This is a genomic window from Treponema socranskii subsp. socranskii VPI DR56BR1116 = ATCC 35536 (genome assembly GCF_000468115.1).
In the GTDB taxonomy this organism is placed as follows: domain Bacteria; phylum Spirochaetota; class Spirochaetia; order Treponematales; family Treponemataceae; genus Treponema_D; species Treponema_D socranskii.
The window spans coordinates 1-12,624 of sequence record NZ_AVQI01000032.1 but is presented as its reverse complement, the minus strand read 5'-3'; the positions used below and the strand labels follow the sequence as shown (position 1 = coordinate 12,624).

Genomic DNA, 12,624 nt, shown 5'->3' with positions numbered 1-12,624 from the left:
CCTAGCCGACCGGAGCGGATATGTCAACGTAAAACGTACAAGCGATATGTAAGCCGGTGCGGTAAAATCTTTCCGAAAATCCATCTTTTTTTTGATAAATTTCAAAAGCTGTGGTATAATATGAAAACATGATGATTTTAGTTAAAGGCGGCACATTTCAAATGGGTTCTCCGACCGGCATGGCCGATGAACGTCCCGTACATACCGTTACCGTCGACGACTTTTACATGGACGAACACTTGGTTACCCAAGCCGAATGGAAAAAAATTATGGGTGAAAATCCCGCGTATTTTTCAAGCAGCCCGAAAAAAGGCGAATCGCAGACAAAGCGTCCCATCGAACACATAAGCCAATACGACGTGTTCGTCTACTGCAATAAACGCAGCATCGCCGAAAAATTAAACCCCTGTTATGTCATCAAAGGCGAATCCGATCCGAAAAAATGGGGACCCGTTCCCGACGAACAAAACGACGCTTGGGACAACGCCGAATGTCGCTGGGACGCGAACGGCTACCGGCTTCCGACCGAATCCGAATGGGAATACGCGGCACGCGGCGGCGTACACGACGGTCAAAAAAAAGCGGCAAAAGACGCCGACGAAAACCGTTCATGGAATAAAAACAACAGCGATTGCATGACCCATTCCGTAGGCTTAAAGTCGTCGTCCGTGCTCGGTTTTTACGATCTTTTCGGAAACGTGTGGGAATGGTGCTGGGACTGGTACGACTGCTATATGCCCGGCGAATTCGTCAACCCGCGCGGCGCCGAACGTACGATCGACAACACCGACCGCATAGGGCGAGGCGGTGCATGGAATGCCGAAGCATCCGACTGCTCGCCGTATTTCAGAAACTGCGGCAGCCCCGCTTCCCGCTATAATTTTATCGGCATGCGCGTCGTCCGCTCGAAAAAATAATAGGTCGAATGTCGAGTTTGGAAAGTATAAGCTGATAAAGCCGTACTTTCGGAGAGAACGGCGTTCGCCGGCTCACGCCGTTCATTGCGCTCACTGGCGAGTTTGCGTTGCAAATGCGCCGTATACATGGCGCGCTCTTTCTTTAATTATTGTCCGTCGGAATTCCTGTTTGCTGTGCGCTTCGCGCTTGACGATACCGCTTTTTTTACACCCGACGCGATTTTCTTCGCAGCTTCGGCCGCTTTTTTTTCCGCTTTCGGTGCGGATTTTTTTACGTTCGCAGTGATTTTTCGCACGGTTTCAGGAGCGGTCTTTTTGACCTCATCCGCAATTTTTTTCGTCGTTGCCGCAGCCGGCGATTTTTTCAAACCCGTTGCGATCTTTTTTGCCGCCGCCGTCACCGCCTTTTCCGCAGCATCAATCGATCTCCGTACGGGGCCGACGGTTTTATGCTGCGCCGCATCGCAGATCATCGCCGCACACGTATCCAATCCGATCGCACTGCTTTTGAGACACAAGTCATAATTTTTTACGTCCCCCCAAACGCGGTCGGTATTGTATTTGTAATAGAGCTTCCGCTTTTTGTCGCGGTCGAGCAGATAGCGTTCTATATTCGGCGCATCGACTTTATAAATGCTGCCTGCGCGCGCGATTCGAAAATCCATATCCGCATAGATAAAAACGTGGAAACAGTCCGTTCTGTCGCGCAGCACGTAATCGGCGCATCGCCCGACGATGACGCACGGTCCCTCTTCCGCAATCTCCCGGATGATGTTGTACTGCATCACGTACAGTTTATCGAATACCGATTGCCCCGTAGAAAACCCGCCGAAACCCGCCGGTGCGCTGTACACGAGATTTTGCCCTGCAGATGCGTATTCGCCGCGCTCTTCGATAAATTCTTTTGCGAGCCCGCTTTTTTCCGCAATCTTTTCTATGATTTCCCGATCGTAAAATTTCCAGCCGAGTTTATCCGCGACGTCTTTTGCAATGATGCGCCCGCCCGAACCGAACTGTCTGCTGACAGTGATGATTTTTATATCCATCATATAATGCCCCTTTATCGTACACACGGATACGATCCGTAAAGTCAGTATAACATATTTCGACGGATTTGTGTACGGAAAAAAACGGGGAAAATTCTTCGGCTCGTCTGCAGTCAAGCGGTTTAAGAAAAATATTTTAAAGGGGGGAAAGCCTTCCCCTCGCGCGCACTCCGTTGCGTGCTGCCCCTTCCTGCGGGGACACCCCGCAACGCCCCGCCCTCATCGCGGGCACTCTCTGCCCAAAAAAATTCTCCGAAAAACTTCGAAATCGCAGCAGTTCCGCGATTTATATGGCAGATGGGCGCCTTCGTACACGAAGGCGCCCATCTTCGGAAATTGAAACTTTCTGCAATGCCGCATTTTAAGAAACGACATACCCCGCCGCAAAGCGCAGGGATATGTCGATTACGTGTTCCCGCAAACGGGAAATCGTATGCTTATTTTTTAATATAATCGCAGGCCGCGTCTCCGGCGATTTTGCCGAACACTTCGATATCCGCGACCGCGTTGCCGCCCAAACGGTTCGCACCGTGAACGCCGCCGGTCACTTCTCCCGCCGCAAAGAGACCGGGAATCACATTTCCTTTCGTGTTGAGCACTTCCGTCTTCGTATCGATTTTGATGCCGCCCATCGTGTGGTGTACGGCAGGTCCGACTTCGATCGCGTAGTACGGTCCCTTTGTCAAATCGCGCTCCAAGCCGTTCGGATTGCGGTTGAAGTCGGCGTCTTTTTTGTTGTGCACATAGCCGGCGTAAGTGTTCAGCGTCTTTTCAAATTCGGCCGCAGGTATGCCGAGCTTTTGCGCAAGCTCCGCGGGCGTTGCGGCTTCGGTCAGCAAACCTTTTTTCGCATAGCCTTCGATCGCTTTCAGAGAAGCGCGCACATCCTGATCGAAGACGAGGAACGCCGTTTTGTTCGGCTCTTTTAAAATCGCGGCGGACACGACATCGCGCGTTTCCATTTCGTTGATAAAGCGTTTGCCCGTTCGGCTTACGAGAATCGCACCGTTGCCGCGCACCGCTTCGGTGATCATAATACCCTTGCCGGGGACGACCGTCGGGTGCGTTTGAATCTGTTCCATCTGCGTGAGTGCGCCGTCGAATTTTTTGATCCACTCGAACGCGTCGCCCGTTGCGCCCGGATGATTCGTCGTACCGAATCCCGCAAGCTTCGGATTATATTTTACGACCATGTCGGAATTCGCACCGAAACCGCCGGTCGCGATGATGATCGCTTTCGCTTTAACTTTATAATCGCCGTTCGGAGACGTAACGGTAACACCTGCGGGCTTTCCGTTTTCCGCAAAGATGTCGGTCACTTTGTTGTTAAGGCGGATATCCGCGCCCTGCTTTTGCGCCGCAGCGTATAAAAGCGGAACGAGGTGAGAGCCGATCGCAGCTCCTCCCTGCGGACGGTGGATGCGTTTGTTCGTCGCACCGCCGAAAAGACCGACGTCGCTCAAATCCGCACCGACGATATCCGACTGCAGCCACTCCACGATCGCCGCGGAATTGTCCACGAGCGTGTGAACGAGCGCGGGATCGTTGAGATTTTTTCCGCCCTTCATCGTATCTTCGTAAAACTGCTCTTTCGAATCTTTAATGCCGAGCTTCTCCTGCTCTTTCGTATATGCGGCGTTCAAACCGCCGGTCGCACTGTTCGTATTGCCGCCGACGATACCCATCTTTTCAAGGACGATAACTTTCGCGCCGCGGTTCGCCGCTTCCGTTGCCGCCGTAAGACCCGCGCCTCCCGCGCCGATAACAACGATATCGCACGACGTATCCGCCGCTTTTGCGGCAGCTGCCGTTTCTCCCTTCGACGCTTTGATCGCAGCCTGCAGCGCCGCGATCGTCGCGTTCGACGTGATCGTTGCACCCGACATGATATCGAGTCCTTCGACCGACTGCTTTGCAACCGCCTGATCGATGACAAACTGTTCCGCAGGCTGCGCAAAACCGGTTTCCGATTCTTTCGTCACCTTTGCGCCTCTGATCTTTCCGCCCTTTACGGAAAGAATCAGCTCGATCGGACCGTTGCGGCCTTCGCCTTTTCCCGGCCATTCGCCGTCGACGAATTTTCCCTTTGATTTGCCTTTGGCACTCATTGCAATCGCCGCCGTCGCAGCGATAACAAACATACCGATCGCAATGCCGATAGCTTTTTTAGATTTCATATACGCTCCTCTTGCGCATGTGCGCATATAGTATACATCCAGCTTTTCAATTAGTAAGAATATAACAAATTTCCGTGCACAGTGCAATATTCGAAAAACAACCGCAAAAACAATCATTGTATCAATTACCCCTCCGCTTAAAAAAATAATAAAAAATTCCTTGCGGATTTTTCTTTTACATGCTATAATCGGTTTTGTATTTGATTTACCGCAAAATACAACCTTGTGATTTTTATTCAAAGTAAATCCAAATAACAATTATTATTTATACACGGAAAGGATTTTACCGTTAGGATTCCTTTTCATGTATACTGCGGAGAAAGCTGTTACAGCTGCAGCCTACTTAAAATACATTCCCCCTCTTTTTCCGACAGTTAAAACCGTCTTGTAGCTGAAAACAGCATTGTATGTGCCGTATATTTTATAATTCGGAAATCCGTAATTGAGAGGGAATATGTTGAATACTGAAAAAGATCGTCTGTCGTCGGTAAAATTTTCCATCCGCAAAAAACTGATATTGGTTTTTACATCCGTTATTTTATCACTCGTTTTATTTGTTTCCGTCTTTATCGGATATCGGGTAAAAAAATCGGACATCGCCTCTTTTCAAAAAAACGTTTTACGCGAGATGAAACTTACTGAAAGAGGAATACGGATATTTTTTGATAATACCGCAAAGATATTGAATACGCTTTCGGGACATCCCGATGTACGCGCGGCGGATATCTCGCTGCACTCGTATATACGGGAAAAAGAAAATATTAAATCCTCCGATGTGCTTCGCAGCGAAACCGAATTGAAAATTGCATCGTTATTCAAATCGATAGAAAACGGTTTTCCCGAATATTTGGAAGTATACATGGGAACCAAATGGGGCGGTTTCGTCAGCAGTTTCGAAGGAGAAATGTCCGCCGGTTATGATCCCCGTGAACGGGCTTGGTACGGTATCGGTTCCGACGCTAAGGGTGAGGTAGCGATTACCGACGCGTTTTATTCGGTTGATTTAAATGCCATTTCGATCGGCTTGGTAAAAAGTGCCTATGCCGTCGACAGTCGAACATTTATCGGAAATATTGCAATAGAGTTTACGCTCGATACATTAACCGATATGATTTCAAAATTCAAAATCGGAACGACGGGATATGTCATGCTTATGCAAAATGACGGGACCATACTGACCGATCCCGCCCATCCCGAAAATAATTTTAAAAACATCGCCGACACCGATTTGTCAAAACCTCAGCGCTTTACGGAATTGACGGAAGGAAATATAAAAATAACGGCGGACGGTGAAAAGTGGCTTGCACAAATCTACACGATAGAAAATCCCGACTGGAAATTGATCGCTTTTGTAAAAGAAGCGGAAGTGCTCGATGAATATTATGTCATCCTCAGGTCAATGGTTTTTATCGGTATTATTTTATTGGTTCTCTTTATCGTCGTATCATCCCTCCTTGCATTCCGTATTGTCAAACCCATTAAATACATTATAGAAATACTGACCCGCGTTGCCGAAAACGACTATACGGGACAATTGACGGTTTCCGGTAACGATGAATTTTCGCTCTTGTCGGAGCATTTTAACAATACCGCATCACAGGTACGGAGTTCCATTAAATCGATTGCGAAAAATACCGGTGTCATGCGGGATATGACCGAAACGCTCGCTTCCAATATGACGGAGACCGCAAGCGCCGTGCACGAAATCAGTGCAAACATCGACGGAGTAAAACAACAAACGATGACTCAGGCCGCAAGCGTTACCGAAACGGCTGCGACCATCGAAGAAATCGTCCGAACCATTAAGCAGCTGAACGGTAGTATCGAAATGCAGGCGGCGAGCGTTGCGCAGTCTTCCGCTTCGGTAGAGCAAATGGTTGCGAATATCGTCTCCATCGGACAAACGCTCGGCAAAACCGATGATGTCGTAAAAGAGCTCACCGCGGCTACCGATGACGGCAAAGCGACGATTGCAACATCCAATACCGTTACGCAGAAGATTGCCGAAGAATCCGGTTCTCTGATGGAAGCTTCCGATGTCATTCAAAATATCGCTTCGCAGACAAACCTTTTGGCGATGAACGCCGCCATCGAAGCGGCCCATGCAGGAGAAGCGGGCAAAGGCTTTGCCGTCGTTGCCGATGAAATCCGCAAACTCGCAGAAAATTCCGCAAGGCAAGGCAAAACCATCACCGCTACACTGAAAACCTTATCCGGTGAAATCGAAACGCTTTCGGCTTCGTCCAAAACCGTAGAAGAAAAATTCAATACGATTTTCACGATCGCAGAGCAAGTTAAATCGATGAGCAATCGCCTCACCGAATCGATGCGGGAACAGGAAAGCGGCAGCAAGGAAGTTTTGGCTGCGATCAAAAACATCAACACGGTAACGATGGAAGTGCGGGCAGGTTCGGACGAAATGCTGAAAGGCGGAGAGGGAGTTGCATCCGAAATGCGCAAGCTCGACGATCTTACCCGCGTGATTACCGAAAGTATGAACGAGATGGCTTCCGGCGCCGTACAGATCAACAATGCCGTCCAGGAAGTCAATGAAATAACACAGAAAAATAAGCTGAGTATCGAGAATTTGGCGGAAGAGGTTGGAAAATTCAAAGTCTGATATGTAGAAAATTCACCCTGCGCTTTCGTCTTTCGCGGCTTTTTCTATGCTTACCTTCAACGCATCGAGTTTTGCCTGCAATTCGGGAGAAAGAGGCTGACCTTTACGTGCGCCCTTTTTATCCGGCTCGCCGTAATGCGTTTTATAACGCTTTTCCATTTTCCGCCGCTCTTCGGCAACCTGTTCGTCGTAGCTTTTGCCGCAGAGTTCCGCGCCGCTTCCTTTCAGTTTAAACGACAGCGTCGTTATGCCGAGTTCCGGCGCAGCTCGCTGCAATCCTGTCAAAATAAATTTCGAATAGATCTGCAAAATTTGAATCCAGCCCGGATGATCGGCTTCGACAAGTAAAACGCCTTTTTCAAATTGTACGGGATTCGTATGAGCGCAAAGCTGCTCGCCGTAATCGCGGCCGGCCGAACGCACTTTCGACACGACGCGCTTCCACGTGTCGATGAGTTTTCCGCTTTCCTCGAGCGTTTTTTTATCGAGGTTCGAAAATACGCTCGTTATCATATCCGCTGCGGAAACGATATTTTGTTCACCGTTATTCATATACGCTCCCGACGATTTTATTCGCGCGGCCGATTCGATAGCCCGCTCTCGCTTAAAACTTCGCTACGAGTCTACGTCGAGCTTGTTGATCCCTCTTCCCGCATCTCATGCCATTCCCCGTTTTCGATACCGAAAATGCGCGTCGTCGAACGTTTATAGCGTTCATACGGCTCGCCCGGCAAAAACGTACAAAAAAGCTGATCGTAGTCTGGTAAAATCGCGGTCATCTTTTGCCGCTTGTCGGGGTCGAGTTCGAGCATGACGTCGTCCATCAAAAAAACCGGTTTTACTCCGGTAACCCTTGTATAATAAACGGCTTGAGACGCCCGAAGTAAAAGCGCCGTGAGCCGCTGCTGTCCCGTCGATGCCGTCGGTATAAATTGATTTCCTCCGCGCATAAAAACGACCCTGTCGCGGTGAGGTCCGCTCATCGTCGTCTCCATCATCTTGTCCCGATCGCGTCTTTCCGAAAGCTTCTCCCGTATTTCTTCCGGCAAGGGAAAACGCGTACCCGCTCCGTCCGGCATCTCTTTCCACGACGGCACGTAGACGATGTGCACACCGTCTATACCCGCGACGGCTTCGTATAATTTTTCAAAAATCTGATCGAATTGAAAGACCGCCGTTTTGCGTTTTTTTTGCACGTCAAGTCCGCACTGCGCAAGCTGCGTATCGTAGACGTCGAGCATTTCGTACGAACGGTCTTTTAACAATTGATTACGGTTTTTCAAAATTTTTTTATACTTTCGCAGATCGTCGATATACAGCGTATCGAACATCGTCAACGACTGATCGAGAAAAAAACGGCGATGCTCCGGGCCTCCGGTTGCAAAGCGCATATCGTCGTGACAAAAGAGCACGCACGGGATCGTGTTTATCAATTCCTTTCGATCCTGAACTCTCTTGCCGTTTTTTTCGATTCGTTTGATACCGTCCGCACAGCGTATGTCGATCTTTTGAACATTGCCGCTTTCCTGTTTGTAGAGCGCGTGAAGCGCAAAGGCCTCTTCTCCCGTTTTAACGATTTGCGAATCGGTATACGTGCGGAACGAAGAACCGTACGCGGAATAGTACAGCGCTTCGAGGATATTCGTTTTCCCCTGCCCGTTCGTACCGACAAAATAGATTTCCTTTCCGGAAAAATCGATTCTGCCGTTTTTCAAATTGCGAAAATTGTCGACTGCGAGCGATAAAAACGGCATCAGTTGAGATTCATCGGCATGATGATGTGGAAATAATCGGCTGCCGGTTCGGCTCTCATCGTGATCGCTTTCATAGGTTCGGTAAATTCGAAAACGATATCTTCCGTACCGATCGTTTTGATAGGCTCTGCAACATAGAGATAGTTGAGCGCAATCGTCACTTCTTCGCCGTCGTATCTGCACGGAATCTCTTCGACCGCCGTTCCCAAATCGGTTTCAGGTGAAATGAGCGTCAGCGTACCCGGCGACACTTTGAACAAAAGCCGGCTCACCTTTTTATCGATGAGGATCGTCGTGCGCCTCAGCGCCGAATCCAAATCGTTTTTATTAACTTGGAAAGAAAACTTTTGTTTTTCGGGAATGACTTTTTGATAATTCGGAAACTGTCCTTCAAGAAGCGCGGAGGAAAATTCGTAATTACCGAATTTTACGTAAATCAATTTGTCGACGACAGCGACCGAAACGTTTCCTTCATCGCTCGCATTTTTCAAAATACAACTCAATATCTTTACCGGCACGATAGCCGGCGGAAAATCTTTTATGCCTTGTGCGATCGATTTTGCCGAATACGAAAGACGACGTCCGTCAGTCGAAACCATAACCAAATCGTCGTCTTTTTTCGTAAAAAAAACGCCCGTCATAAAATAGCGGTTCGCGTCTTCCGAAACGGCGAATATCGTCTGCGAAATCATCTCTTTCAAATCTTTTGCCGCGACGTCGAAAAAGGGCACGTCCTGTGCCTGATTGACCGAAGGAAATTTATCGCTTGCGATGCTTTTCAGTTGAAATTTTATTTTTTTGGCAACGGGTGTAATCGTTATCTTTACGTCTTCCTGTTTGAACTCGATTTCACCCTGCGGAGAAGACGCGAGTATGCTCATAAACTTGTCGCAGTACACCGTCGTCGATCCTTCTTCCTGTACATCGACCGGAATTTTTGTTAAAAAACCGACCGACGAATCGGTCGCCTTTATCGTAAGCGTATTATTTTCCGCACTGAAAAAGATATTCGATAAAATCGAAATCGCGCTTTTATTCGTAATGATTTCCTGAGCGACGGCGATTTCTTTGATCATCGCATCTCTATCAAAAGAAAATTTCATAGTAAGCTCCTGTATCGATTACGCAATACTATTGTTTCTATTGCGTAGATTCGTTTTTATTCACAAAATGTTGTTTCTTAAATTTATATTATATATATAAATTTAATCATAATAATAGTAAGGCCAGGCAAATTGTGGAAATCTCACGTATTTAATTATATCATCGGTATTTACGTCGTATATAACTTGTTGCCCTCTGTCCACATGTTATACACTTTTCCACATTGTATACCTTTTTGTGCATCTTTTCCACAGCATTATAGCACATTATTCACTTTTTGTAATCTTTGATTTCCCTCATCAAAAGTTGAATTCTCGCTTCCAGCGAAGAATCGATTTTTATCTCCGATGAAATTTTATCGTACGAATGCATGACCGTCGAATGATCGCGCCCGCCGAATTCGCTGCCGACTTCCGTAAACGAATATTCGGTGAGCTCGCGTGCGATGTACATGGCTATTTGGCGCGGGATCACGTATTTTTGATCGCGTTTTTTGCTTTTCAAATCCGCAACCGAAATCGTATACAGATCGGCGACGACTTTTTGAATCGTGTCGATGGAAATCGTTCCGGCCGACGGACTCGAAAAGATATCGCGCAGCTGCTGTTGCGCCACTTCGATCGTAACCGGTTTTTGAATCAATTCCGCATAGCCCGTCATCTTCGTCAAAGCCGACTCCAAATCGCGCACGTTCGTTTCGATATTTTTTGCGATATAGTCGATGACATCTTCGGGAATTTGCTTATCGAGCAATTTCAATTTATTTAATAAAATCGCACGCCGTGTTTCATACGACGGCAGTTTCAAATCGATGCTGAATCCGTTCGACAAGCGGCTTTGCAGACGTTCGTTAAATACTTTCATCTCTTTGACCGGGCGGTCGCACGTAAATACGAGCTGCGAGTTTTTATCGCGAAGCGCATTGAACGTATAAAACAATTCTTCCTGTACTTTTTCCTTTCCCTGCAAAAAGTGAATATCGTCTATGAGCAGCACGTCGAGGTTTCTGTATTTCGATTTGAATTTATCCATTTCTTTTATTTTCGATCCGATCGACCAGATAAATTCGTTCGTAAAAGATTCCGCCGAAATATAGCAGATTTTCAATTTTTCATCGCTTTGAAACAGATAATTTCCGATAGACTGCATGAGATGCGTTTTTCCGAGTCCGACTCCGCCGTAGAGCAACAGCGGGTTGAACCTTTTTCCCGGCTCTTTTGCCGCCGCAAGCGCCGCATTGTATGCAAAGCTGTTGTCTTCTCCGGGTATAAAGGTTTCAAATGTAAAAGCTTCGTTCAGCTGCGGGTGTTTTTTTTGAGAGGCCGGAAAAGAGGCTTTTTCGTCGTTCTTTTTTTGCGGAGCAGCGCTTTGTGCGGCTCCTTTTTCGGCAATATTTTCATTGCTTACGATATGCTGCAGCTTGATATTTTTTTGACCCGTCAACGATTCTATTTTTTTTGCAATTTTATCGATATTGCCTTTTTTGAGCATCGTCTGCCACAAAAATTCGGATGGAACGGACACGGTTATCGTATTGTCGGTATCTTCAATATATTGGATATTGAACCAGAGCTTGAATTCCGTTTCCTGCTGAGGACCTGCATTTTTATATTCTTCGTGAATTTGATCCATCGCATAGAACCAAACTTCACGATAGTTATTATTGGGCATAGGGATTAATTATAAACGAAAATTCTCATATCTGTCAATTTTTAAAAACGTATATCGACTGTAACTATTATTCCATATTATTATTTATAAAATAGATTGAGGTATAAATATGAAACGATTACAATGTATTAAAACGACTGTCGCATTTTTATGTGCCTTTGTATTGTGTGTGTCTTGTGCAAAATCGCAGGAACGAACTGTTTTGAAAAATGCTCAAAACAATGTAATATTAGGCGGTAAAACGATGAAACACGAAAAAGAAATCTTCCTTGCTGGCGGCTGTTTTTGGGGCGTCGAAGCCTATTTCGAGCGTCTTCCCGGTGTCGTGCTCACCGAAACGGGATATGCAAACGGAAAAACCGACAAAACTTCGTATTACGAATTATCCGAAACCGATCACGCGGAAACCGTCCGCATCGTCTACGATCCTACGACGATTACGCTGGAAGAATTACTTGCGCATTATTTTAGAATCATCGATCCGACTTCCGTCAATCGGCAGGGAAACGACAGAGGCCGCCAATACCGCACCGGCATTTACTATACCGATGCTGCGGATGAAAAAGACGTGCAGGCATTTTTGGATTTTATGCAAAAAAAATATTCCGAACCGCTCGCTGTTGAAACGGGAGCGTTAAAAAATTTTATCCGCGCCGAAGACTATCATCAAAAATACCTCGATAAAAATCCCGGCGGCTATTGCCACATCGATTTACGCCTCGCGGAAAAACCGCTGTACGATGAAAGCCGTTTTGCAGTACCGACAAAAGACGCGCTCAAAAAAAAGCTTTCTCCGCTGCAATACGACGTAACGCAGCGACAAGCGACCGAACGCCCCTATACGAGCGAATACGACGCTTTCGATGAAAAAGGGATCTACGTCGACATCGTAACGGGAAAGCCGCTTTTTTCTTCAACCGATAAATACGACGCAGGCTGCGGTTGGCCGAGTTTTACGAAACCCATAACGACCGATGCCGTCGGCTACGAAAAAGACACAAGTCTCGGTATGCTGCGCACCGAAGTGCATTCTCGAACGGGGGACTCTCATTTGGGACACGTGTTCGACGACGGGCCGGAAGATGCAGGCGGACTTCGTTACTGCATAAACGGAGCTTCTCTCAAGTTTATCCCCTATGCCGACATGGAAAAAGAAGGCTACGGCGACTACATACCCTATGTAAAATAAAAACGCCGCAAGTTTTTAATCGGACGGAGCCGGTCGGAAGAACCCACCCTTCGCGGCTCACTCACGCTCGGCCTCCTCACTCGCCTGCGCTCGCTCCGGTGGCTGCCAGCGGCACCGCTCCGGCCGGGCGTAGGTTTTTATACTTT

The 12,624-nt window shown here is 47.3% G+C and carries 9 protein-coding genes; 3 read left to right on the top strand and 6 right to left on the bottom strand.

The features are described 5' to 3' along the window. Window positions 1-128: 128 nt before the first annotated feature. Window positions 129-917, top strand: a complete 789-nt coding sequence (locus HMPREF0860_RS05095) for a formylglycine-generating enzyme family protein (protein WP_021330257.1) — start codon at window positions 129-131, stop codon at window positions 915-917. A gap of 146 nt (window positions 918-1,063) precedes the next feature. Here the strand turns inward: HMPREF0860_RS05095 and HMPREF0860_RS05090 are convergent, their stop codons facing one another. Then, complete coding sequence (locus HMPREF0860_RS05090; RefSeq protein WP_196799834.1) at window positions 1,064-1,966, bottom strand: cytidylate kinase-like family protein; 903 nt, start codon at window positions 1,964-1,966, stop codon at window positions 1,064-1,066. Between the two features lie 434 nt (window positions 1,967-2,400). Further along, window positions 2,401-4,140 (bottom strand): flavocytochrome c, encoded by a 1,740-nt coding sequence (locus HMPREF0860_RS05085; protein ID WP_038080955.1) that lies wholly within the window; start codon window positions 4,138-4,140, stop codon window positions 2,401-2,403. A gap of 454 nt (window positions 4,141-4,594) precedes the next feature. Here HMPREF0860_RS05085 and HMPREF0860_RS05080 point away from each other — a divergent pair, with 454 nt between their 5' ends. Further along, entirely contained in the window at window positions 4,595-6,760 is a 2,166-nt protein-coding gene (locus tag HMPREF0860_RS05080) for a methyl-accepting chemotaxis protein (RefSeq protein WP_052037681.1), read from the top strand. Between the two features lie 12 nt (window positions 6,761-6,772). Here HMPREF0860_RS05080 and HMPREF0860_RS05075 read toward each other — a convergent pair whose 3' ends face one another. The 4 genes from HMPREF0860_RS05075 to dnaA all read right to left on the bottom strand — a co-directional run bounded on the left by HMPREF0860_RS05075 (window position 6,773) and on the right by dnaA (window position 11,289). Next, window positions 6,773-7,312: a DciA family protein gene (locus tag HMPREF0860_RS05075; RefSeq protein ID WP_021330226.1), complete on the bottom strand. Its 540-nt coding sequence runs from the start codon at window positions 7,310-7,312 to the stop codon at window positions 6,773-6,775. A 71-nt stretch (window positions 7,313-7,383) separates the two neighbouring features. Further along, window positions 7,384-8,514, bottom strand: a complete 1,131-nt coding sequence (recF, locus tag HMPREF0860_RS05070) for a DNA replication/repair protein RecF (RefSeq protein ID WP_021330229.1) — start codon at window positions 8,512-8,514, stop codon at window positions 7,384-7,386. Then, the gene (gene dnaN, locus HMPREF0860_RS05065; protein WP_021330233.1) at window positions 8,514-9,617 is read right to left on the bottom strand and encodes a DNA polymerase III subunit beta; all 1,104 of its coding nucleotides are present in this window, start codon (window positions 9,615-9,617) and stop codon (window positions 8,514-8,516) included. The genes recF and dnaN overlap by 1 nt, the downstream gene beginning before the upstream one ends. Before the next feature lie 271 nt (window positions 9,618-9,888). Further along, entirely contained in the window at window positions 9,889-11,289 is a 1,401-nt protein-coding gene (gene dnaA, locus HMPREF0860_RS05060) for a chromosomal replication initiator protein DnaA (protein WP_038080951.1), read from the bottom strand. A gap of 109 nt (window positions 11,290-11,398) precedes the next feature. On the opposite strand from dnaA, the gene msrB reads away from it, so the two are divergent. Continuing rightward, a complete protein-coding gene (msrB, locus tag HMPREF0860_RS05055; protein ID WP_021330228.1) occupies window positions 11,399-12,478 on the top strand; it encodes a peptide-methionine (R)-S-oxide reductase MsrB in 1,080 nt (359 codons plus the stop codon). The last annotated feature ends 146 nt before the right edge of the window (window positions 12,479-12,624 follow it).

What these genes read in the sequence shown, in the direction of transcription:
- HMPREF0860_RS05095 (WP_021330257.1), top strand. Translation starts at nt 129, where the DNA reads ATGATGATTTTAGTTAAAGGCGGCACATTTCAAATGGGTTCTCCGACC.
- HMPREF0860_RS05080 (WP_052037681.1), top strand. Translation starts at nt 4,595, where the DNA reads ATGTTGAATACTGAAAAAGATCGTCTGTCGTCGGTAAAATTTTCCATC.
- recF (WP_021330229.1), bottom strand. Translation starts at nt 8,514, where the DNA reads ATGCCGTTTTTATCGCTCGCAGTCGACAATTTTCGCAATTTGAAAAAC.
- HMPREF0860_RS05090 (WP_196799834.1), bottom strand. Translation starts at nt 1,966, where the DNA reads ATGATGGATATAAAAATCATCACTGTCAGCAGACAGTTCGGTTCGGGC.
- dnaA (WP_038080951.1), bottom strand. Translation starts at nt 11,289, where the DNA reads ATGCCCAATAATAACTATCGTGAAGTTTGGTTCTATGCGATGGATCAA.
- HMPREF0860_RS05075 (WP_021330226.1), bottom strand. Translation starts at nt 7,312, where the DNA reads ATGAATAACGGTGAACAAAATATCGTTTCCGCAGCGGATATGATAACG.
- HMPREF0860_RS05085 (WP_038080955.1), bottom strand. Translation starts at nt 4,140, where the DNA reads ATGAAATCTAAAAAAGCTATCGGCATTGCGATCGGTATGTTTGTTATC.
- dnaN (WP_021330233.1), bottom strand. Translation starts at nt 9,617, where the DNA reads ATGAAATTTTCTTTTGATAGAGATGCGATGATCAAAGAAATCGCCGTC.
- msrB (WP_021330228.1), top strand. Translation starts at nt 11,399, where the DNA reads ATGAAACGATTACAATGTATTAAAACGACTGTCGCATTTTTATGTGCC.